The sequence below is a fragment of the Hyphomonas oceanitis genome (assembly GCF_036964545.1).
Classification (GTDB): domain Bacteria; phylum Pseudomonadota; class Alphaproteobacteria; order Caulobacterales; family Hyphomonadaceae; genus Hyphomonas; species Hyphomonas oceanitis.
Window position 1 is genome coordinate 777,289 of record NZ_JBALTL010000001.1, and the last position, 21,999, is coordinate 799,287.

Here is a 21,999-nt window from a genome sequence, read left to right on the forward strand (position 1 = left end):
TAGATAGCGCCTGCGGGCGCTGCTTGCGAGGCCTAGAAAAGATCGCGCATCAGTTGTTCGACATCCAGCCCGCTGTCGAAGCCCCAGCCAATGCCGAAGGCAAAGATCATCACGATCACAACCGCATAGAAGAACTCACTGCCCTGCTTTTTCTCGCTCTTCTTCTTCCGCTTTGCCAGTTGATGCGGACGGAAGGCCAGGATCAGCAGGATCAGCGCGAAAACGACCAGCCCTATCAGGCGCTGCATATCGCTGAGGCGCTCGAGCCAGATATACATATCGTGCGCTCCGTGCCGCGTCTCGCGCACGATCAGACCCCATATTTCCTCGAAGGGTAAACTATCGTTCGATGAGACCATGGCCTCAGCAGTCCTCCACCGGTCCCGGCCTGTTTACCGGATCCTGACCTTCCAGCATCGCAGGCATGGTTGAAAAACCGATAAAGAAATCCGGTGAAATTCAGCCAATTGGCATAATCGCTCACAAGCCCTGCCCCGGGTGGCAAAGGCCTGCGTCCCGCAGCCGCACGGCCACAGATTCGGGAAAAGCTTGCCGCAAACGCCCATGCGTCCTAAGGCACAGGCCATTCGCCCACCCCCCAATCCGCACCTCGGGATTTACATAATGTCCGCTGAAATCCGCCTCGCCGACGCCCTCGAACGCGTCAAGCCGTCCGCCACGATCGCCGTCACCACCAAGGCCGCTGAACTCAAGAGCGCCGGCCATGACGTCATTGGCCTTGGCGCAGGAGAGCCCGATTTCGATACACCGGACAATATCAAGGAAGCCGCCATCAAGGCGATCCGCGAGGGCAAGACCAAGTACACGCCCGCCGACGGCCTGCCCGAGCTGAAACAAGCCATCTGCGGCAAGTTCCTCCGCGAGAACGGCCTCTCCTACAAGCCCTCGCAGGTGCATGTCGCGCCGGGCGGCAAGCCGGTCATCTATAACGCGCTCGTTGCCACGCTGAACCCCGGCGACGAAGTCATCGTGCCCGCCCCCTACTGGGTTTCCTATCCTGAAATGGTGCTGATGGCCGGCGGCGAACCCGTCATTGCCCCTTGTGGCCCGAACACGCAGTACAAGCTGACGCCGGACGCGCTCGAAGCCGCGATCACGCCGCGCACCCGCTGGATCATCCTCAACTCCCCGTCCAACCCCACCGGCGCCGCCTATACCAAGGCCGAGCTGCGCGGCCTCGCCGACGTCCTCCTGCGCCACCCGCAGGTCTGGGTCCTGACCGACGACATGTACGAACACTTGGTCTATGACGGCTTCGAATACTGGACCATCGCGCAGGTCGAGCCCGCCCTTTATGACCGCACGCTGACCATGAACGGCGTCTCCAAGGCCTATGCCATGACCGGCTGGCGCATCGGCTATGCCGCAGGCCCGGAAAAACTGATCAAGGCCATGGGCAAGGTCATCAGCCAGACCACGTCCAACCCCTCCTCGATCAGCCAGTATGCCGCCATCGAAGCCCTCAATGGCCCGCAGGATTTCCTCGAACCGCGCCGCAAGGTCTATCAGGAACGCCGCGACATGGTCGTTGCCGGTCTCAACAAATGCGAAGGCCTGCACTGCCCGACGCCTGAAGGCGCCTTCTATGTCTATCCGTCCTGCGCGGGCGTCATCGGCAAGACGGCCCCGTCCGGCAAGGTCATCGAGAATGACGAGGATTTCGCCACGGAGCTTCTGGAAACCGAAAAGGTCGCTGTCGTCTTCGGCGCGGCCTTCGGCATGTCCCCGGCCTTCCGCGTCTCCTACGCCACGTCGACCGAAGCGCTGACCGAAGCCCTCATCCGCATCGAGCGCTTCTGCGCGGCGCTGAAATAGACTGCGTCTATAGCTCAGCGTGCGCCTATCGATGGGTAAAATAGGGATCGAATGCCCATATGTGACGTATAAGCTGTCACAGATACAGGAGATATCCCATGCCCATTGATATTGGAATGAACGACAAGGCCCGCCAGTCTTCCGCCCAGGCGCTCAGCGTCCTGCTCGGTGAAACCTATGCGCTCTACGTGAAGACGCACGGCTATCACTGGAATGTCACCGGCCCGCGCTTCAACTCGCTGCACGGCATGTTCATGACCCAGTATACCGAGCTCTGGACCGCGCTCGACGAGATTGCCGAACGTATCCGCGCCCTCGGCCATTTCGCCCCCGGTTCCTCTGCCGAAATGCTGGAAGAAGCCACGATCAAGCCGGATAATGGCGTGCCGGACGCCGAAGCGATGATCTCGAACCTGGTCAAAGGCCATGAAGCGATCAGCCGCGCCGCCAAGATCGGCCTCAAGGTTGCCGAGGAAAACAATGACATCGTGACGGTCGACCTGATGACCCGCCGCGCCGACATTTCCGAGAAAACCGCGTGGATGCTGCGCGCCAATCTCTAGGCACGCCGGCAGGTTACAGGAATATGTATGTCAGAGGGGCTCCCGTGCGGGGCCCCTTTTTCATGGCGCGGAAAGTGTAGGAAAGAGGCTCCCTTCTCCGCCCCCGCCAAAACCGTGCCTACAATGCCCGCATGTTTCCGCTCGACGAACAGGACATGGAGATCGTGGCGCCCGAAGGCTGGGCGCGGCTTGATCGCGTGGTGCTCATGGCCGCTGACCTGCTCGGCCCTGTCGCCGGCGCCATCCTCCCGAAAGGTGTCGCCGCGAAAATCCTCGCCATCCTGAAGCCCGCCGAAGCGCTCGCAAGACGCCTCCTCTACCTCCTCGCCCCAACCCTCACGCTCACGCCCGCATCCCCGGCCAAAGCCGGGGCCTCATCCGGCCCGGTCATACGTCCCCCTCACACATCTCCCGTGACCCCTGCGCAGGCAGGGGCGGCGCCCCGGAAGGCTGTCTTCCGTCTCACCGAACCCGCGAGCCGTGGCCCCAAACCGACCGGCCCCCGCATCCGCTATCTCGACGGCCCGCCTGCGCCGCCAAAGCCGCCCAAACCCATCCGCACGCCGCAAACCGCCGCCAAACTGAGGGACCGCCTGATCGCGCTCACCCTGGTCCTCGGCGACCCGGACCATCACGTCAAGCGCCTCGCGCGCCTGCTCGCCCGCCGCGCCGCCAAGGCTGCGCCGCGCCCCGTTCCCTTCAATTTTGACAAGCCCCCCGGCCTCGCCCGCAAGCATCTCGACGAAGACCTGCGCGATGTCCTGGCATTCACCAATGATGCCGCCCACTACAAGGCGCACGCCCCGCCGGGTTAGCGGCCTGTCCGGGCCACGCGGTGTCTTTCCCACTCAGGTAGAACGAAAACAATCGCATGCATTTTGCCCGCTCAAGGGGCCTGTCGCGCCGCGACGGGCACCCTCGGCGTGCGCGGAACGAAAAAAAAGCCCGGCAGCGATTGAACGCGCCGGGCTGATGAGTATTGGGCCCCGAAGGGGGGAGGAAACGCCCAATCGGAGGAGATTGGGTAATGCCCGGGGCCCAAGGCATGACGCATAGATAAAGCTTCGCAGCTGCAGCACAACCCGCATGACAGCAGGCCACCCATGCACAAATGCATTTCATCAAACGTTCAAACTAGTTCTGATGCATGGACGGACGGCGCAGGGCCTCCGTTTCGGCCGTCACGAAGTCACGGAAGGCCGCCACACGCTTCGACCGGCGCAGGTCGCTCGGATAAACGAAGTAGAGGTCGAAGATCGGCCCGACATGATCCGGCAACACCTTGATAAGACGCGGCATTGTACTGGCCATATAGTCCGGCACATCGGCAATCCCGAGGCCGGCATCCACCGCCCGAAGCATGGCGAACACATTGTTCAGCTTCAGCGAGGCCGGGCGCGGCGGGCTGTCATCGCGGCCCACCCGGCAGGCAAAACTCATCACGTTCAGCAGCGAGCTTTCGTCGCCATAGGCAATGATGCGGTGATTATCGAGGTCCTGCGGCGTGCGCGGCATGCCGTTCTGCTTCAGGTATTCAGGCGAGGCATAGAGGTTGGTCGCCACCGTGCCGAGCTTGCGCTGGATCAGGTCCGCCTTGTCCGCCGCCCATAGCCGGATGGCGCATTCCGCCTCCAGTTTCAGCAGGTCATAGTCATTATCGTCGAGCCGCAAGTCGAGATACAGGTCCGGATGCTTCCTGGTAAACCCGCCAAGCCGCGGCACCAGCCAGGTCGACCCGAACGCCACCGGCGCCGACACGATCAGTTCGCCCTGCGGCGTATCCTGCTGGTCCTTCAGCGCTGCATTGGCCGAAGTCGCCGCCGCCGCCATCTCCATCGTCGAGCGATACAGCGTATGGCCGCTATCGGTCATCACCAGTCCGCGCGCATGCCGCTGGAACAGCGAGACGCCCAGCGCCTCTTCCAGCGCCGCGATCTGACGCGAGACAGCCGACTGCGATATCCCGAGCCGTTCGCCCGCAGATGTCAGGCTGCCCGCTTCGGCTGCCGCGTGAAAAGATCTGAGCTTGCCCCAATCCATGGGGTGGGTTTGTGACGCCAGTTTGACTTAAGGGCAAGCGGAGAATGTGATGCATGTGCGAAATCGCCATTTCGCCCTGAATGTGTATTTTGCCGTCTCAATACAGGAGATACCGGCATGTCAGATCCCTTCCTCATGCGTCCCGTCGGGCATGTCCGCTGCGACCGGGCCGAAGCCATCGACGATGACTGGGACAGCGTTCCCGCCCGGATTGAACTCGACACGTCCGTCTTCGATGCAGAAGCCCTGATGGGCCTTGAAACCTTCTCCCATGCCGAAGTGATCTTCCTGTTCGACCAGGTGCCGGATGCAAAGATCGTCACCGGCGCGCGCCATCCGCGCGGAAATACGGACTGGCCGAAAATCGGCATCTTCGCCCAGCGCGGCAAGAACCGGCCCAACCGGCTCGGCGCCACGATCTGCGAGATACTGTCCGTCGACGGCACGGTCCTCCACATCAAGGGCCTCGACGCCATCGACGGCACGCCGGTCCTCGACATCAAACCCGTCATGTCCGGCTTCCAGCCAAGGGGCACATTGCGCGAGCCCGGCTGGTCAAAGGAAATCATGGAGACGTACTGGTAGCCTACTGGCTCGCCCACAATATCCGCGCGATCCAGGCGATCTCGTTCGGCTTGAAACTGCGCACCGGATAGTCCGGGTTCAGAGAGGCGAGATCCACGACGCGCACATTGCGCCGCTCCAGCACCTTGGCCATCACTTCGCCGCCCGTCGTCTTCGCCACCACCCGATCCCCCGGCTTCACCTCCGCCCCCGGCGCCACGATGATCCGGTCGCCCGCGCGATAGGCCGGCTCCATCGAATCCCCGCTGATCTGCAGCGCATAGACCGCTTCGTCGCCGAGGCCCGGAAACCGCACCTCTTCCCAGCCGCCGCCGACCGGAAAACCGCCATCGTCAAAGAAGCCGTCCCGCCCCGCCTGCGCAAAGCCGATCAGCGGCGCGAGGCCGCCGCGTCGCCCTTCCACCATGGCTGCGAAATCGTCAAACCCGCTGCCCACCGCTTCCAGCACACGCGCCAGGCTCTCGGTCGAGGGCCAGCGCGGGCGGCCATCGGCGCCTTCGCGTTTCGACGGATTGAACGCCGTCGGGTCCAGCCCGGCGCGCTTGGCAAGGCCCGAGGCCGACAGGCCGTGATGCGCGGCCAGCTGGTCGATTCCCCGCCAGATATCCCGGTGCTGCATGGCAAATGGCCCTGTTCTGTCCGATACCCTGTATAATGGGTATATAATCCTATCGTCAAGCCGCAGCCATGCGCAATGAACCAAAATGGTTTCAGCACGTTACGGCAAAATGAAATCCCTTTCAGGCCTCAGCCCGCTCGAGCGGACCGCGTTCTATATCTGCGCCGCACTGCTCACACTGGCGGTGATCGTGCTCGTCTTCCTGCTGGCCATGACGCAGCCGCGTTTTGCCACGCCCGTGGTCAACCGCGCCCTCGACGCCTGGGGGCCGGACGGCGCCAAGGTCGCCTCCGCACACCTCACCTTCCCGCGCCTCAACACGCTCGCCCTCTCCGGCGCCGACGTGCCGCAGCTCGCCGACATCGAAACCGGCGCCCTCACCGCCAACGTGTTCGGCTTTCTGCCCGGCATTCCATGGCTCTCGGAAGTCACCGCCCGCGATGGCCGCGTCAGCCTCGCCGGGTCGGACGATAACAAGGACACCGCGCGGCCCGACCTGCGCAAATGGGTCGACCATATCGACGTCGCCAATGTGGATCTCGCCTTCAATCCGGATAAGCCCGAACGCACACTGAAGCTCGTCTCCGCCAAGGGCTCGGTCCAGAGCGGCAACGTGGCCCTCCACGCCACCGGGGCCGATTCCGAAGTCCGTTTCGAAGGCAGCGCCAAGGCCTCCGGCGGCAGCACGCTGGGCGGCCGCGTCCGCATCAAGGGCGACAACATGGCCGATATCGCCCGCCTTGTCGGCCTCGCCGCGCCCGATACACCGCCCTACAATCTCACGGCCCAACTCGCCATCAAACCCGGCGCCTATGACCTTGACGATATTGCCGGTACGGTCGGCGACAGCGATCTTGCCGGATCAATCCTTGTCGATCTCGACAAGGAGACACCCTACATCACGGCCGACATCAAATCCCACCAGCTCGACTTTGACGATCTCGGTGTCATTTTCGCCCTCCCCTTCGGCACGGGCAATGGCGAGACGGTCGGCAAGGCCCAGCGCGAGGCCAAGGAAGCCTATAATCGCGACAGCCGCCTCATCCCCAATATCGAGATCGACTTTGCCCGCCTCGATGCCGTCGATGGCCAGGTCCATTATGTCGCCGACACGGTGATCAATTCCACGCTCGACCTCACCGGCGTCGAGCTTGATTTCACCATCACGGGCCGCGTCGTGAAAGCCAGGCTCGCCCGCTTCGCCTTCGATGAAGGCACGATCACCGCCTATGCCACGATCGACGGCACGCAGCAGCCGGCCCAGACCAATGTGCTCGGCAAGCTTGATCATGTCGCGCTCGCAAGCCTCTCGCTCGACCGTATCGCGCGCGGCAATGTCGATGGCGAGTTCAAGGCCGACATGTCGGGCAACCGGCTGCGCGACGCCTTCGGCCGCGCCAATGGCAGCCTGTCGATCTGGTCGAAGGATACGCAGGTCCTCGCCCTTGGCAGCGAGGCGCTGGGGCTCGACATTGGCGAGGCACTCGTCCTCCTCGCCTCCGAAGACAGGGCCGACCCGGTCTTCACGCCCGCCCGCTGCCTCGCCGTTGTCATGGACATCGACAAGGGCATCGGCACGCTGAACCCCGCCGTGCTCGATACGGAAGACAGCCTCATCCTGATGAAGGGCAATGTCGATTTCGAAACCGAAGCACTCGACATCAAGATCCGCTCTGACGCCAAGGACGCCTCATGGGGCACGCTGGTCGGCAATGTCTCGCTCGGCGGCACGCTGCGCCAGCCGAGCGTCAATCCACTGAACGGCAAGTCGGTGCTGCAGGTCGGCCTCGCCGTCGTCCTCGCCCAGGTCGCCGGCCCCCTCGCCGCCCTCCCCTTCATCGAAACCGGCAGCGGCCAGGACGCCCCCTGCGGCGCCCTCCTCTCCCGCGCCAAGAATGCGCAGGGCTAGGCTAAAGCCGCCACCGCGCTGCGGCCACGTCCGGCACGAGGCTCTTGGCTGACACCGCAAACACGCGCTCGCCGCCAAGCGCAAAGGCCATCAGGCCTTCCGGGAAGAGTGGCGCGAAGGCCGCGTCGAGAACATTCAGCCCGCCGGTGAACGTGCCCATGGCCGGCATCACCAGCCGCGCCCCGTCGCTGGCAAAACAGCGCCGCCGCACCATGCGCCCCCGCCCTTTCACTTTCGCCGCCGGATGCAGGTGCCCGGCAATCTCGCCCGCCTCGCCCGTCGGTTCATGCCGGAACACCAGGCCGCCGATCCGCAACACTTTCGCCGCGCGCCCGCCAAGGTGCGCCGGCGGGTCGGGGTCGTGGTTGCCCTCCACCCACACCCAATCATGCGCCCCGGTCAGCGCCTGTATCCGCGCCGCGTAAGGCGCCGGCAGGCGCAGCTCGGCCGCCCGGTCATGGAAACTGTCGCCCAGCGAAATCACCGTCCGCGGCCTTAAAACCGCACAGAGGCGCTCCACGAGGGCAAGCGTCGCGCCGGTATCATAAGGCGGCAGCATCTGCCCCCGCGCCGCATAGGCACTGCCCTTTTCAAGGTGCAGGTCCGACACGACCAGCACGCGCTCCGCCGCCCACCACAGCGCGCCTTCCGGCAGCGGTAACAGCAGCTCGCCGGCAAGATGCAGCATCGTATCCGAGGGGCGCGCAGCGAGAGCCGTCATGATGCCAAAAATGGCCCGCATCGCCGGGCGGGTCAAACGCTTGTTCCACAAGAGCCCTCACCTCCCACTGCCTCCGGCAGCGGGTCCCTCCTCTCCCTAAGGGAGAGGGGTTAAGTGGCGTAGAGCGATAAAACCCCTCTCCCGCTTGCGGGAGAGGAGGGACCCGCGCCCAAAGGGCGTGGGAGGTGAGGGCCTTTACGTCCTTGCCCCCTAATCCCGCATCGCATCGCGCACCAGGTCGGCCTCCGCCTCCCCCAGCACCGCATCCTGCACCGAGGCGCCGAACACCGGCTCCCGCCCGATCTCCAGCATCACCGGCACGGCGAACGGGCTGATATGGTCGAGCACATTATGATCGATCTTGCCGCGTATCCGCACCAGCATGTCCGACAGGCGCCGCACGTCCAGCAGGCCCGTCGCCGCGTCCTGCCGGGCCGCCTGCAACAGAATGTGGTCCGGCTCGTGGCTGCGCAGCACGTCATAGATCAGGTCGGAGGAAAAGCTCACCTGCCGCGAGTTCTTCTCCTTGCCCGGAAGGTTGCGCGCGATCAGGCCGGATATCTGCGCGCAATGCGCAAAGGTCCGCTTCATCAGCGCGCTCTCGTCCAGCCACTCTTCCAGATCATCGCCCATCATGTCCGGATGGAACAGGTCGCCCATGTCGAGCCCGGACATATCCTCCATCGCCCAGACCGACATGGCATATTCGCTCGCCACGAAGCCCAGAGGCTTTGCCCCCATCCGCTCCAGCCGCCGTGTCAGCAGCATGCCGAGCGTCTGGTGCGCGAGTCGTCCCTCGAACGGATAGCACACCATGTAATGCCGCTCGCCGCGCGGGAAGGTCTCCACCAGCAAATGGTCCGGCGGCGGAATGCTGGACCGGCGCACCTGAACCTCGAACCATTCCCGCACTGGCCCGGGCAGGGCGTCCCATTGCGCCGGATCGTGGATCATCTGGCGCACGCGCTCCGCCAGAAAGGTCGTCAGCGGAAATTTCCCGCCATTATAACTCGGTATGGCCGGCTTCTCGCCCACCGCCCGAACCACCAGCGCGTCGAGGCCTTCAACGCCGATCAGGCGCAGCACTTCCCCGCCGAACAGGAACGTGTCGCCCGGCACCAGCGTGGAGATGAAATATTCCTCCACCTCGCCCAGCTTGTGGCCTGCCCGCATCGTCCGCTTGGAATCGCCCGCCTGCCCCTTCCCCACATAGGTCGCAAGCCGCACGGACAATTGCACCGCCTCGACAATCGCGCCGACATTCATCCGGTGCTGCTGCGCGTCCTGCCGCGTGCGCGCCACCCAGCGCCCGTCGGGCCGCCGCACGATCCGGTGGAACCGGTCATAGGTTTTCAGCGCATAGCCGCCACTCGCCACGAAATCGACAATCCGCTCGAACGTCTCCCAGTCGAGCCAGGCATAGGGCGCCGCGCGGATGATCTCATCGTACAGCGGCGCGAGTTCAAACCCGTCGCCACAGGCCCGCCCCATCACATGCTGCGCCAGTACGTCGAGCGATCCCTGCCGGAGACCCTCGCCATCAATCTCGCCCGCCTCGACCGCTGCCTCCGCCGCGCGGCATTCGAGCACCTCGAAGCGGTTCGTCGGCACCAGCACGGCCCGGCTCGCCTCGTCCATCCTGTGGTTTGCCCGGCCGATCCGCTGGATCAAGCGCGCGGCTCCCTTCGGCGCGCCCATCTGGATCACGAGGTCCACCTCGCCCCAGTCGATGCCGAGATCGAGCGTCGAGGTACACACCACCGCCTTCAATTGCCCCGCCGCCATCGCCGCCTCGACCCGCACGCGCTGCTCCTTGGCGAGCGAGCCATGGTGCAGCGCAATCGGCAGCCCGTCCTCATTGGCCCGCCACAATTCCTGGAACATGAACTCGGCCTGCGACCGCGTATTCACGAACACCAGCGCCATCTTCGCCTTCTTGATGGCCTCATACACTTCGGGCACGGCAAACCGCCCCGAATGCCCCGACCACGGAATCCGCTCGCGCGAGACAAGGATATCGACCTCCGCCGACACGCCCCCCTCCGCGCGGATGATGCGTGTACCGCCTGCCACATGTGCCGTCGGCTCCTCCCCCTGAAAGGGGGAGGCTGGGTGGGGGTCCGCTCCCGATCGGTCAGCCAGCACGTCATTTTCAGCTGAGGGAACAGACCCCCCTCTAACTCCCCCCTTGCAGGGGGGAGAACATTCCGCACCTGCCCGCACATCCAGCCACCGCGCCAGTTCCTCCGGCTCCTTCACCGTCGCCGAGAGGCCAATGAACCGGCAGGCTGGCGCCCACTCCGCCAAGGTCGCGAGGCCAAGCGACAGCAGGTCCCCCCGCTTCGACGCGGCCATCGCGTGCACCTCGTCAATAATCACGCATTTGAGGTCGGCGAAGAAGTCCTTCGCATGGTCCGACGCAATGAACAGCGCCAGCTGTTCCGGTGTCGTCAGCAGCACATCCGGCGGGTTGCGCCGCTGCCGCTGGCGCACATGGGCCGGCGTATCGCCCGTGCGTGTCTCAATTCTGATGTTCAGCCCCATGTCGCCCACCGGCGCCATCAGGTTCCGCTGCACGTCCACCGCCAGCGCCTTCAGCGGCGAGATGTAAAGCGTATGGAGGGCCGGTATGCCGGTGTTCGACCGGCGCCCCTTGTCAGACAGCTCGATCAGGCTCGCGAGGAAGCCCGCCAGCGTCTTGCCCCCGCCCGTCGGCGCAATCAGCAGCGCGCTTTCCCCCCCGAGGGCCGCTTCCGTCAGCGCCAGCTGGTGGGCCCGCGCCTGCCAGCCACGCGCCGCGAACCAGCCCGCAAAGGGCTCCGGCAAGCGATATGTCAGGGCGGCGCTATCGGGCATGTCGTATTAAACTAACGCAAGACGGGTCCGTTGCCTCTTTATTTTCAGGCCCGGTTCAGGTGAACCCTGTTCTCACACAACCCTGCTGCCCAATCGAAGGACCGATCATGCGCCACGCTTACCTCCCGCTCGCCCTCGCGGCGCTGCTGCCCCTCTCGGCCCATGCAGGCACACCGCTGGAGGACGCCCTCGCTGCCCCGGCAGACGGCCCGCTCTACATGTTCGATGTCACGGTCCAGAACAGCGATACCGAAGCCATGATCCGCGTCGACCCGTCCCAGCCGGAAGGTGAGCGCCTGAATGTCATCACGCCGCCCGAGAAAGACTGGACCGACGATTTCCGCAAACTGGTGAAAAAGATGGACGCCGACACGGATGGCGACATCTGGTGCCAGAACTTCGGCGAGAACATCCCCGCCGACGCGGCCCTCGTCGCCGAATCCCCGACCACCGCGACCTATACGTTCAAGCCCCACAAAGGCGCCAAGCCCGACGATCTCGACGACGTCTACAAATACCTCACCGGCACGGTCGTCGTCGCCAAGGACAAGCCCGCCATCCTCTCGGTCGAGATGGTGGCCGACAAGCCGTTCCGCCCCCTGCCGATCGCCAGGATCAAGTCGTTCAAGCTGAATTTCGACTGCGCCCGCGCGCCAGACGGGCGCACGCACATCTCCCGCGTCGATGTCGCGATCAACGGCTCGGCCATGATGAAGGACTTCAGCGAAGCCGAACACCAGACGATCTCGAACCTCAAGCCCCTGCCCGAATCCGGCATGGGCACGAAATAGGCCCTTTCAGGCCTAGTTCGGCTGGGCCTGCATCGCCTGCGCGGCCTGCTGGTCGGCGAGGAATTTCGCGCGTTCCTTCGGCGTCATGTTTTCCATCTGCGTCTCCAGCTCGGCCTGCGAGCGCTGCCATGCCCGCTCATCATCGGCCGCCTGCAGCGCCAGCAACACGTCGCGCGTAAAGTCATTGATCTCGAAGCCTGCCCCGCCATTGGCGTCATAGCCGCGCCGCACGATCACGGCATTCATGCTCGGTGCAATAACGACATACTGCCCCCGGTTGCCCGCCATGTAATACACGTCAGACGGCACGCCCGGCGCATCGGTCATCAGCCAGAATTGCGCGCCATAGCCCGGGCCCGTCGCAGGCTGCGCAGGCGCCGGCGTGCGCACGAATTTCGCCCAGCCTTCCGGCAGCAGGCGCTCATTGCCCCACATGCCGTCCTGCAAGTAGAGCTGGCCCACACGCGCAAGGTCACGCGCCGTTGACCAGACCTGGCTCGACGCGATGAAATCGCCGTTCCAGTCAATCTCCATCGTCGTATGCGCCGCGCCGATCTTGTTCAGCACTTTCTCATACGGGAAGCGGTGGAAGGCATCGTCATCCTTCATCGCCTCGCGCAGGGCCCGCATCGCGATCAGCGTGTCGTCATTGGCATATTTGAACCGCGTGCCCGGCGCTGCTTCCAGCACCTTGGTCGCGGCCTGGTCAACCACGCGCCCGCCCCCGAAATAGATCCGGTCGGTGCGCGAGCCGCGCTCACCGCTGTCGAGACCGCTGCCCATGTTCATCAGGTTGCGGATCGTGATGTTGCGGCGCGGGTCGGCGCCATTGTTCCAGGCGTCAATCACGGCCGGATAATCGATATCGATGATGCCGTTGCGCCGCGCTGCGCCCAGCACGGTCGCCGCGATGGACTTGCCGACAGACCATGTCCTCTGCGGCGTCTCATGGTCCACACCCAGCGCGTAACGCTCGGCCACGACCTGTCCGTCGCGCACGACCAGCACGGCGCTCGTGCGCGTGCCATTGCCATAAGTGCGCTCGTCAAAGGCCGACGAGACCGGCAGTTCCAGACGTTCGGCCTCTTCGGTGCGCAGCTGGATCTTCACGTTCGAGCCGATGGCGCTGCCCCGGTCAGCGGCAGGCGCAGCCGGCCAGCTGGCGAAATGCGGCAGGAAGGCAATCTGGCTCGAATCCGCGCCGATTGGCAGCTGCGTACAGCCAAAGCCCGGGCGCCAGGCCGCAATGCGCAGCGGCATCGTTGCCGAATAGGTCACCGACACGGTCTTCTGCATCGTGTTCACCTGCGCGCCGGGCAGCTTGTCATAGGCACGCTGGTAATCGGGATAGATGCCGGAGAGATCGTTCTGCTCGATTTCCGCCATGGACTGACCGGCATTGAACAGGTCAGAGCAGGTGAAGCTCGCTTTCCAGCCGGCGGCCAGCGCGGCGTCCATCTCGTCTGTATTGCCGCCCTCCTGCGCCAAGGCAGGCATGGCAGACACTGCAAGCGCAGCAAGGGACACGATCACGGCTCTGGCGGGACGCATGGGCAAATCTCTCCTGTTGAATGCGCAACTCTATGCACATCCTTTCATGTCGCAAGTATGGCGGGGCAGTTAAGAATTCCGCAACCCCACGAGCGCCCTGACCCGTTTGCCCCCCTTACGACGCCTTTAATCCTGAAGACAGAAATGGGGAGGCTTATCGCCAATGACGCATACTCGGAATTTCATGCATATCGTCCTGCTCAGTGCAGGCCTGCTGCTGGTCGCCTGCGGCAGGCAGGAGCCGTCACCCGCGCCGGACGGCGAAGCACAGATGGATCGGGCCGACACCGGCACACTCGGCGCTGACGAGGCCGAACTGCAGGCCATCATCATCCCCGAATTCGAGGCCGCTGCCGCCAATGGCCAGATGGACGCCGCGCTGTTCCTCGCCCTCTTCCGGCTGCGTCCGGAAACGGAAACCCTCTTCCTCGAGACCGCCGCCACGGCCCGCAGCAATGGCGCCACCTATGAAGAGGCCGGGCGCGCGGGCGGCGACGCCATAAGGCCTGCCCTGATCGAGGAATCCAACAAGGCCATGCTGCGCGCCACCGACCAGCAAGCCTCGGATTTTGCCGACGTGACGCTCAAGGAGTTCCGCGAATTCGAGACGACCGACGCGCAGGATTGCGCCCGCGCTGCGATGGGCCTCGCGCCCCGCATCGCCTCCGACCGGATGGCCGAACTGCGCAATGCCGAAAGCGCCATCACGCTCGCTATCCTGAATGCGCCCGATCAGGGCGGCTTCGAGGTCTCGCCGATGCGTGATGTGCAGACATGGATGGGCGGCGTCTTCAGCGACAAGCCGGCCGCAGGCACCGGCGCCACCTATATCGGCGCGCCCGAGCCCACCGATGAACAGGCCATGGCGGTCTGCAACACAATGATCACAATCTACGAGGAGCTGGGCAAACTGCCGCTGGCCCGCCGCGCCGCCTATATGCGCGGCATGTCGGCAGGCTGAAGCGCTGGCCACGCCGCGCCCCACCCGAATTGACCATGACGTTCCTGTCACGCCCGTTGTCCGCCTCGCGCTGGCGCTGGCAGGTCTGGCCATGCTGCTGATCCCGGCCTGGCTCCTGCGGCACGGCCTGTGGCCGCCCGGTTCCGTCTCGCCGCTTGTGGCCCTCATCGTGCTCGCCACGGGGCTCATCGGCATATTCTTTCTCGGCGCGGCCATGATCGTCGCCTCATCCCGGTGGATCATCTCGCCCGGCCATCTCAGCATCGCGGTCCACCGCCCGTTCCGCCCGGCCGAGACGCAGGCCTTCACGCCGCGCGATCAGGTGCGGTTCGCGCTGAAACAGCTCGACTGGGTGGAAACGCAGGACATGTGGAAAGTCATGCTCACCGCGCCGGGCGGCAGGACATTCGCCTCCCGCCCCTTCTACAGCGCCGAAGACGCCGAGGCCTTTCGCAGCGCAGCCGAATCCCTCTTCCGCACGAAGGCCTGACTAGGACTTCGCCATCGCCGCGCCATGCACCGCAAGGCCCTTGGCCACCGCGCCAAGGGCTAGCGATTTTGAGAAGCGGCCTGCCGAAGCTTGGTCTCGACGCCTGGTTCGTCCGCCTCCCAAATACGGGAGCGACCAAATAATATGGGGGTCCGCTCCACTTCTTCAAAAGCCCAGCCCCCTTTGCCGGGCGAGGCACGAACGACAAGTGTTTGATCCGGCATGCTGCCTTCATTGAACCGCGAATGCGCAGGAAAATAATCGAACTTCACAAGTATGGAGCCCGCGAATGGCTCAACGGCAAAATCGTGGAATACATACTCGTCGACTTCATGTGAGGATGAGGCTTCAGCGAAAATCGAGCCCGTCATTCCGACTTTGAGCGTCCGGTTAAACGGCATGCCACAGTTCTGGGGATCAAAAGGTATCTGATCTTCAACACTGACCAAGTCCCTGGAGACGCCGGAAGCATCACGTTTGTGCAGCCTGATTATCACATCCCAGCCATATGGCTGCGGGCGCCTGATCCGAGCGAAAGTGGGGGGCACGATGAATGTATCGGTTCGCCAAGCTTCCGGATCCCTTTGTACACGTGGCCCAAACTTGTCCCGAGGCCGGTGAGGCGGCGTGCCATGAATTATAGCCGTCGCGAGATCACACCGATATTTGGCAACATATTTCGCAAGGCTTTCGTCTCCCAATAGTTTTGGAATATGCAGCGCAACAGGGATTGTCGCACAAACAACGCCATAGAGAATTAGCTGCAAAACCCGTCCCCACATTCAGCATTTCTGCCACAAGTTGAGGGCCGCGCCGAGTCCAGAGTTTGACGGCGAGCAATCGCGCCGCCTTAGGCCTTCGCCATCGCCGCCCCGTGCACGGCGAGGCCCTTGGCCACCGCGCCGAAGCGATCGTTCGCTGACAGGGTCGCATTGCCGAACCGCGCTGCCAGCCGATCCTGCACCAGCGGAATGAAGGTCGAGCCGCCGACCATGACAATATCGGTGATCTGTTCCTGCCGCGCCCCGGCCCGCGCGAGGCATTCGACCGCCACAGCGTCCATCTTGGAAATCGCCTCGTCGATCAGGCTTTCGAAGGCCGCGCGCGTCACAATCTTTTCAAGGTGCGCGTCCGGCGTGTCATAGGCGAAGACCTGCTCGTCGGCTCCGCTGAGGCCAATCTTGATCTGCTCGGTGCGCTTGGCATAGGCATGGGCCTCATGGTGGCGCACCAGATAGTCGAAGGCGAGAATGCCTTCGCTCTGCGGGCTGTTCATCTTCATCCAGGTGATCTGCTTCTGAACATCGCGCGTGTAGAGCTTGTTGAGGCTCTTCCAGTCCGACAGGATCGAATAGGGCGCCGACGGCACCGGCAGCCCGTTCAGCGCCAGCGTCTCCATATGCCCGAACAGTTTCGACAGCTCGAAGAAGCTCAGCATGTGGTCAAAGTCGTTGCCGCCCACGTAAAGCCCGGCGCTGCCCAGCACATCAAAGCCCGCATTGTCAGATGAAATGCGCACAACCGAAAAGTCGGATGTACCGCCCCCGATATCGACCACGAAGACCAGCTTCTCCCGGCCCGCCGCAAAGCTGACCGAGCGCGCCGCCGCCACCGGCTCGTCAAGGAACTCCACCTGATCAACACCCGCCACATTGAGGCAGGCCTCAAGGATGGTCTGCGCCCGCGCGTCGAGTTCCGGGTGGCGGTCATTGAACGAGACCGGCCGCCCCTGGATCACCGAGTCGACGCGCTCGCCCGTCTCCGCCTCGGCGCGGGCAATCACGCGCGTCAGGAAATGCGCGATCACATCGCGAAACGGCAGGCGGCGCCGGCCCACTTCCGTCGTCTCGTCAATCAGCGACGAGCCGAGCACAGACTTGATCGACCGCATCAACCGGCCTTCCTCGCCGGACTCGTAGGCACTCACCGCCTCCGCGCCGATGGCATATTCGCCCGAATTCGAGCCATAGAATACCGCCGTCGGGATCGACGTCGCATCCGGCTCCAGCGCGATCAGCTGCGTGCCCTTCGCGCTGCGAAACGCGATGGATGTATTCGACGTGCCGAAATCGATGCCGACTTGCATGGGAGGTGCCCTCGGTGCGGGGAATGCGGCTGAACCGCCTACCTCACTTGGGCCCAAAGCGAAAGGCACGGCAGCCAGCCCCTTCCCCGCTTTGCGCAATCGCCTACATTCTGAACATGCTTCGCCCCGATCTCCTGCTGCAGCCCACGCCGAAGGGCCTCTATTGCCCGCCGGGCGATTTCTACCTTGATCCGGTGCGCGGCGCGGTCGAGCGGGCCGTCATCAGCCATGGCCATTCAGACCATGCGCGCGGCGGACATGGCAAAGTGCTCGCCCATCCGGACACGCTCGCCATCATGGCCTGCCGCTATGGCGCCAATTTCGCCAAGTCCACGCAGGCGCTCGAATATGGCGAAACCGTCGAGATCAATGGCGTCACAGTCTGGCTCGCGCCCGCCGGCCATATCCTCGGCTCGGCCCAGGTCGTGGTTGAGCACAAGGGCTTGCGCATGACCTTTACCGGCGACTACAAGCGCCGCTTCGACCCGACCTGCGCGACGTTCGAGCCGGTCGAGAACACGCATGTCTTCATTTCCGAGGCGACCTTCGCCCTGCCCGTCTTCCGCCACCCGGACACCGGCCACGAGATCAACCGCCTCCTGCAAAGCGTGGAGGACTTTCCCGAACGCGCCCATTGCATCGGCGCCTATTCGCTCGGCAAGGCCCAGCGCGTCATCCGCCACCTGCGCCTCGCCGGCTATGACGAACCGATCTTCATCCATGGCAGCCTCGAAAAGCTCTGCGCGCATTACCAGTCCGTCGGCATCGACCTTGGCACGCTCATTCTCGCCACCAGCGACGACACATCCAAGGCCGCCCGCGAGGCCTTTCGCGGCAAGATCATCATTGCCCCGCCCGGCGCCTTTGAAGGCAAATGGGCCCAGCGCTTCCCCGACCCGATCCTCGGCTTTGCCTCCGGCTGGATGAGCATCAAACAGCGGGCCAAGCAGCGCGGCGTCGAGCTGCCCCTCGTCATCTCCGACCATGCCGACTGGGACGAGCTGACCGACACCGTGCGCGAAGTGAACCCCGAAGAATTATGGGTCACCTATGGCCGCGAAGACGCCCTTGTCCGCTGGGCAGAGCTGGAAGGCCGCCGCGCCCGGCCCCTGCGCATGGTCGCCTATGACGACGAGGCAGGTTGACCCCACCGCGCCTTGGCCCCTTTAGTAAGGCCTATCGGTGCTTTCAAAGGGGACGACATGAAACACCCAGCCCTCCTCGCGGCCACTGCCGCCCTGTTCGCGCTCACAGCCTGCGACGCCATCCGCTTGCCCGGAGACCCGCCGGAGACGGCTGCAGAGAAACCTGACGACACGTCCGGCACACTGGGCCAGCTGCCGGATGACCTTTTCGACGACACGGTCACGAGTTCGGTCGAAGTGGTGCCCGAAACACCTGCGAGTACCACGACAACGGACTCCGAAGTCACGCCGAACGGGCCGGGAACGGACACGGAAGTCCCCGCGAGTACCCCCGAAACGACCGATGAAACCGCCCTTCAGCCCGAGTCCGTGGGCGGCATGGCCCTTGCCGTGCAAGTGCCCGAAATCACGCTCGCCTCGCTCAATGCCGCCAGCTGTGGCCGCCCTGTCGGCAGCCCGCCAACCCCAACGATTGCTGCAGTTTCCGGCGCGACCGAACAGGAAGAAGGCCTCGCCGCACCCGAAGCCGTCAACGGCCTCGCCGCCAGCCTCGCCAGCTTTCCCGGCATCGTGAAGCTCGAGCCCCGCGCGCCCCAGCCCGACGGCACAATCACCAGTGGCCACTGCAGCGCCACGCGCATCGCCCCCAACTGGTTCGTCACCGCCGCCCACTGCGTTGACGATGATTACCAGGAACTCCGCCTCATCGGCGACGCCGCCAACATCCGCAGCCCGCTGGCCAAAGTCACCAGCGCCACAGTCGCCGTTTGCCATGCCGGCTATCTCGGAACGGCCAATGGCTACGCCAATGACCTCGCCCTGATCCGCCTCGACGATGCCCAGATCGCGCCCATCGCCGATGTGCCCGTCGCCCGCTACGGCGCCACGCTCAAGCCGCTCGCGCCCGCCAATTATCCCATGGCCGACATGGCCGGCTGGGGCCTGACGCATTATGGCGGCAGCCTGTCGAACAATTTGATGTCGACGCAGCTGAAGATCACCGCTGACGGCCCGTCGCTGATCAATGTCGCCAGTGCAGGCGGCGCAGGCCCCTGCATCGGCGACAGCGGCGGCCCGCTCTACGTCGCAGAGGCAGATAGCTCAAAGACCGTTGTCGGCGTGCTATCCGTCGTCGAGCAGAACCGCGCCACGGGCGAATTCTGCGCCGGCGACTATAATGGTCGCTACACAAACCTGCAGGGCTATTCCAGCTGGATCAGCTCGGTCATGGCCCTCTGCGATGCCAGTCCGGACGTGTGCAAATAGTGCCGCCCCGCCGCGCCCCTGCCTCCGCAGCGGACACGGCCTCAGGAGGCATGTTGTTTCGAAATTCAGGTCCGTAACATGGCTTCCGTGTCCCCTGCGCAGGCAGGGGCGGCGAATCCCGGCCTCGGCCTAGATGCCCACTTCCAGCATCTTCTGATAGGCAGGGCGGGCCTTCATCTTCTCGAACCAGGCCTTCGTCGCGGGCCGGTTTTCGAGGCCGCCCTGCGCATCTGACATCAGGATCTGGAAGCCCATCAGGCAGTCAGCCGCCGTGAAGCGCTCACCGGCAAAGTAGGGATACTTCGCAAGGTGCGCCTCGATCGTGCTGGCCGCCTTCTCGCGCTCTGCCGCCATCATCTCCTTCGCCGGATTGCCCGTCATGTCGACGCGGGCAAAATAGACCTGCAGCAGGCCCGGCAGGAAGATCGCCCCCTCGGCCGCGTGCAGCCATTCCAGATAGCGCGGGAATTCCGGCGAACTGGGGCGCGGGTGCAGATGATAGTCGGTGTCATACCTGCCCATCAGGTATTCCGCGATGGCGCCCGTCTCGGCGATCACGACATCCCCGTCTTCCAGCAGCGGCGACTTGCCCATCGGGTGGATCTTCAGCAGCTCCGGCGGCGCCAGGTTCGTCACCTTGTTGCGGGTGTAGTGGACAATCTCGTGCGGTACACCAAGTTCGGCCAGCAGCCAGACAATGCGCTGCGAACGCGAGGCGTTGAGATGGTGAAGCTTGAGCGTCATGAACGAATTTCCCTTTGAGACGTATGGGCCATTATCGGCTGCGCGCCTGTTTCCGACGCTGTCATGAACCCTGTTTGGCCCTATGTAGGACTGCATGCAAGCCTTTGCCGATCTGCTCGACCGACTGGTCCTGACGCCTTCCCGCAACGGCAAGCTGCGCCTGATGGCGGCCTATTTTGCCACCGCGCCAGACCCGGACCGCGGCTATGCCCTCGGGGCGATCACGGGCGATCTCGACATTCCGAACGCCAAGCCCGCCATGATCCGCTCACTCATGGACGGGCGGATGGACGCCGAACTTTTCGCGCTCTCCTATGACTATGTCGGCGACCTCGCCGAAACCGTCAGCCTCGTCTGGCCGGAATCGCGCGGGGCCAACCGCACGCCGCCACTGTCGGATATTGTCGAAACGCTGAACGAGGCAACACGCGCCGAGACACCGCGCCTGGTTGCCGGCTGGCTCGACGGCCTCGACGCGACGGGCCGCTGGGCCTTCCTGAAACTGCTGACAGGCGGATTGCGAATCGGCGTCTCCGCGCGGCTCGCCAAGCTGGCGCTCGCGGAATTCGGCAACAAGGACGTGACCGATATCGAGGAGATCTGGCACGGCCTCGCACCGCCCTACGAGTCGCTGTTCGCCTGGCTCGAAGACCGCGCCGAGAGGCCGAGCCCTGATATCGCCGCGCCCTTCCGGCCGGTCATGCTCGCCCACCCGCTGGTGCCCAAGGCGGACCGCGACAATCCGGATGCCGTCGATCCCGCGCACATCACCGCCGAGGCCTTCGCCGCCGAATGGAAATATGACGGTATCCGCGTGCAGGCCTCCGCCGAGCGCGGCACACGGCGCATCTATACGCGCACCGGCGACGACATCTCCCACGCCTTCCCGGATGTGGTGGCCGCGATGGATTTCGAAGGCACGCTCGATGGCGAACTGCTGGTGCGTAATCCTGACGGAACGGTCGCGCCCTTCAACGCGCTGCAGCAGCGCCTCAACCGCAAGACCGTTTCGAAGAAACAGATGGAGACGCATCCCGCCTTCATCCGCGCCTATGACCTTCTGGTGGATGGTAAGCGCGACGTACGCGGCCTGACCTTCCGTGAGCGCCGGGAACGGCTGGAGGATTTCATCCTGACGATCGAGAGCGACCGGTTTGACCTGTCGCCGCTTGTGCCGATCACCACGCTGGCAAAGCTGGATGATGCGCGGCTTGATCCCCCTGCCCCGGAAATCGAAGGCGTGATGCTGAAACGCTGGGACAGCGCCTATCTCGCCGGGCGGCCGAAGGGCCTGTGGTACAAGTGGAAGCGCGATCCCTACCTCGTCGATGCGGTGATGATGTATGCCCAGCGCGGGCATGGCAAACGCTCCAGCTTCTATTCCGACTTCACGTTCGGCGTCTGGCGGGAAAACGAGGGCAAAGACGAATTGACCCCGGTGGGCAAGGCCTATTTCGGTTTTACCGACGAAGAACTGAAACAGCTCGATGCCTTCGTGCGCGCCAATACGATTGACCGGTTCGGGCCGGTACGCTCGGTGACCGCGAACAAGGAGACGGGTATCGTGCTGGAAGTGGCCTTTGAAGGCCTGCAGCGCTCGCCGCGCCACAAGTCCGGCCTCGCCATGCGCTTCCCGCGCATCAACCGCATCCGGTGGGACAAGCCGACAGCGGAGGCCGACCGGATCGAAACGCTTGAAGCGCTGCTGGCTGAGCAGGGCCAATAAAAAAAGGGCCAACACAAGCAAGGCGCAGGAGCAGAGGCCGCCGCGAAAGCGGCGAACAGCCTCGAGCAAATAAAAAAAGGGCCAGCCCCTTAAAGGCCGGCCCTTTCAAA

At 64.2% G+C, this 21,999-nt stretch carries 20 protein-coding genes; 11 read left to right on the forward strand and 9 right to left on the reverse strand.

All coding sequences use genetic code 11. The features are described from left to right. Nucleotides 1–32 precede the first annotated feature (32 nt). Nucleotides 33–359, reverse strand: a complete 327-nt coding sequence (locus V7651_RS03880; protein ID WP_335612253.1) for a hypothetical protein — start codon at nucleotides 357–359, stop codon at nucleotides 33–35. 265 nt (nucleotides 360–624) lie between these two features. On the opposite strand from V7651_RS03880, the gene V7651_RS03885 reads away from it, so the two are divergent. The 3 genes from V7651_RS03885 to V7651_RS03895 all read left to right on the forward strand — a co-directional run bounded on the left by V7651_RS03885 (nucleotide 625) and on the right by V7651_RS03895 (nucleotide 3,214). Continuing rightward, nucleotides 625–1,836: a pyridoxal phosphate-dependent aminotransferase gene (locus V7651_RS03885; protein ID WP_335612254.1), complete on the forward strand. Its 1,212-nt coding sequence runs from the start codon at nucleotides 625–627 to the stop codon at nucleotides 1,834–1,836. A gap of 98 nt (nucleotides 1,837–1,934) precedes the next feature. After that, entirely contained in the window at nucleotides 1,935–2,399 is a 465-nt protein-coding gene (locus tag V7651_RS03890) for a Dps family protein (RefSeq protein ID WP_335612255.1), read from the forward strand. Between the two features lie 131 nt (nucleotides 2,400–2,530). Continuing rightward, nucleotides 2,531–3,214 (forward strand): hypothetical protein, encoded by a 684-nt coding sequence (locus V7651_RS03895; RefSeq protein WP_335612256.1) that lies wholly within the window; start codon nucleotides 2,531–2,533, stop codon nucleotides 3,212–3,214. Nucleotides 3,215–3,533: 319 nt separating this feature from the next. Here V7651_RS03895 and V7651_RS03900 read toward each other — a convergent pair whose 3' ends face one another. Next, on the reverse strand, nucleotides 3,534–4,439 hold the full coding sequence (locus V7651_RS03900) for a LysR family transcriptional regulator (protein ID WP_335612257.1): 906 nt from the start codon (nucleotides 4,437–4,439) through the stop codon (nucleotides 3,534–3,536). A 117-nt stretch (nucleotides 4,440–4,556) separates the two neighbouring features. On the opposite strand from V7651_RS03900, the gene V7651_RS03905 reads away from it, so the two are divergent. Continuing rightward, entirely contained in the window at nucleotides 4,557–5,024 is a 468-nt protein-coding gene (locus V7651_RS03905; protein ID WP_335612258.1) for an SAM-dependent methyltransferase, read from the forward strand. 1 nt (nucleotide 5,025) lies between these two features. On the opposite strand, the gene V7651_RS03910 is transcribed toward V7651_RS03905, so the two are convergent. Beyond that, nucleotides 5,026–5,643, reverse strand: a complete 618-nt coding sequence (locus V7651_RS03910) for a S24 family peptidase (protein ID WP_335612259.1) — start codon at nucleotides 5,641–5,643, stop codon at nucleotides 5,026–5,028. 109 nt (nucleotides 5,644–5,752) lie between these two features. On the opposite strand from V7651_RS03910, the gene V7651_RS03915 reads away from it, so the two are divergent. Continuing rightward, on the forward strand, nucleotides 5,753–7,552 hold the full coding sequence (locus tag V7651_RS03915) for an AsmA family protein (RefSeq protein WP_335612260.1): 1,800 nt from the start codon (nucleotides 5,753–5,755) through the stop codon (nucleotides 7,550–7,552). Nucleotide 7,553: 1 nt separating this feature from the next. Here the strand turns inward: V7651_RS03915 and pdeM are convergent, their stop codons facing one another. Together pdeM and V7651_RS03925 are read right to left on the reverse strand one after the other, a co-directional pair. Continuing rightward, nucleotides 7,554–8,273, reverse strand: a complete 720-nt coding sequence (gene pdeM, locus V7651_RS03920; protein ID WP_418887216.1) for a ligase-associated DNA damage response endonuclease PdeM — start codon at nucleotides 8,271–8,273, stop codon at nucleotides 7,554–7,556. A gap of 210 nt (nucleotides 8,274–8,483) precedes the next feature. Further along, nucleotides 8,484–11,129, reverse strand: coding sequence for a ligase-associated DNA damage response DEXH box helicase (locus tag V7651_RS03925; protein ID WP_335612262.1), 2,646 nt, complete (start codon nucleotides 11,127–11,129; stop codon nucleotides 8,484–8,486). A 107-nt stretch (nucleotides 11,130–11,236) separates the two neighbouring features. Between V7651_RS03925 and V7651_RS03930 the strand changes: the two genes are divergently transcribed. Next, the gene (locus V7651_RS03930; RefSeq protein ID WP_335612263.1) at nucleotides 11,237–11,920 is read left to right on the forward strand and encodes a hypothetical protein; all 684 of its coding nucleotides are present in this window, start codon (nucleotides 11,237–11,239) and stop codon (nucleotides 11,918–11,920) included. Between the two features lie 12 nt (nucleotides 11,921–11,932). On the opposite strand, the gene V7651_RS03935 is transcribed toward V7651_RS03930, so the two are convergent. Next, complete coding sequence (locus tag V7651_RS03935; RefSeq protein WP_335612264.1) at nucleotides 11,933–13,471, reverse strand: serine hydrolase domain-containing protein; 1,539 nt, start codon at nucleotides 13,469–13,471, stop codon at nucleotides 11,933–11,935. A gap of 163 nt (nucleotides 13,472–13,634) precedes the next feature. Here V7651_RS03935 and V7651_RS03940 point away from each other — a divergent pair, with 163 nt between their 5' ends. Beyond that, the gene (locus V7651_RS03940) at nucleotides 13,635–14,432 is read left to right on the forward strand and encodes a hypothetical protein (RefSeq protein ID WP_335612265.1); all 798 of its coding nucleotides are present in this window, start codon (nucleotides 13,635–13,637) and stop codon (nucleotides 14,430–14,432) included. 91 nt (nucleotides 14,433–14,523) lie between these two features. Next, nucleotides 14,524–14,922, forward strand: a complete 399-nt coding sequence (locus V7651_RS03945; RefSeq protein WP_335612266.1) for a hypothetical protein — start codon at nucleotides 14,524–14,526, stop codon at nucleotides 14,920–14,922. A 59-nt stretch (nucleotides 14,923–14,981) separates the two neighbouring features. Here V7651_RS03945 and V7651_RS03950 read toward each other — a convergent pair whose 3' ends face one another. Further along, nucleotides 14,982–15,371: a hypothetical protein gene (locus V7651_RS03950; RefSeq protein ID WP_335612267.1), complete on the reverse strand. Its 390-nt coding sequence runs from the start codon at nucleotides 15,369–15,371 to the stop codon at nucleotides 14,982–14,984. 401 nt (nucleotides 15,372–15,772) lie between these two features. Then, nucleotides 15,773–17,008, reverse strand: a complete 1,236-nt coding sequence (locus tag V7651_RS03955) for an Hsp70 family protein (protein WP_335612268.1) — start codon at nucleotides 17,006–17,008, stop codon at nucleotides 15,773–15,775. 116 nt (nucleotides 17,009–17,124) lie between these two features. Between V7651_RS03955 and V7651_RS03960 the strand changes: the two genes are divergently transcribed. Both V7651_RS03960 and V7651_RS03965 read left to right on the forward strand, forming a co-directional pair. Further along, nucleotides 17,125–18,153, forward strand: a complete 1,029-nt coding sequence (locus V7651_RS03960; RefSeq protein WP_335612269.1) for a ligase-associated DNA damage response exonuclease — start codon at nucleotides 17,125–17,127, stop codon at nucleotides 18,151–18,153. A gap of 57 nt (nucleotides 18,154–18,210) precedes the next feature. After that, nucleotides 18,211–19,419, forward strand: a complete 1,209-nt coding sequence (locus V7651_RS03965) for a S1 family peptidase (protein WP_335612270.1) — start codon at nucleotides 18,211–18,213, stop codon at nucleotides 19,417–19,419. A gap of 129 nt (nucleotides 19,420–19,548) precedes the next feature. On the opposite strand, the gene V7651_RS03970 is transcribed toward V7651_RS03965, so the two are convergent. Further along, complete coding sequence (locus tag V7651_RS03970) at nucleotides 19,549–20,163, reverse strand: glutathione S-transferase family protein (RefSeq protein WP_335612271.1); 615 nt, start codon at nucleotides 20,161–20,163, stop codon at nucleotides 19,549–19,551. Nucleotides 20,164–20,257: 94 nt separating this feature from the next. Between V7651_RS03970 and V7651_RS03975 the strand changes: the two genes are divergently transcribed. Continuing rightward, nucleotides 20,258–21,889 (forward strand): cisplatin damage response ATP-dependent DNA ligase, encoded by a 1,632-nt coding sequence (locus tag V7651_RS03975; RefSeq protein WP_335612272.1) that lies wholly within the window; start codon nucleotides 20,258–20,260, stop codon nucleotides 21,887–21,889. Nucleotides 21,890–21,999 lie beyond the last annotated feature (110 nt).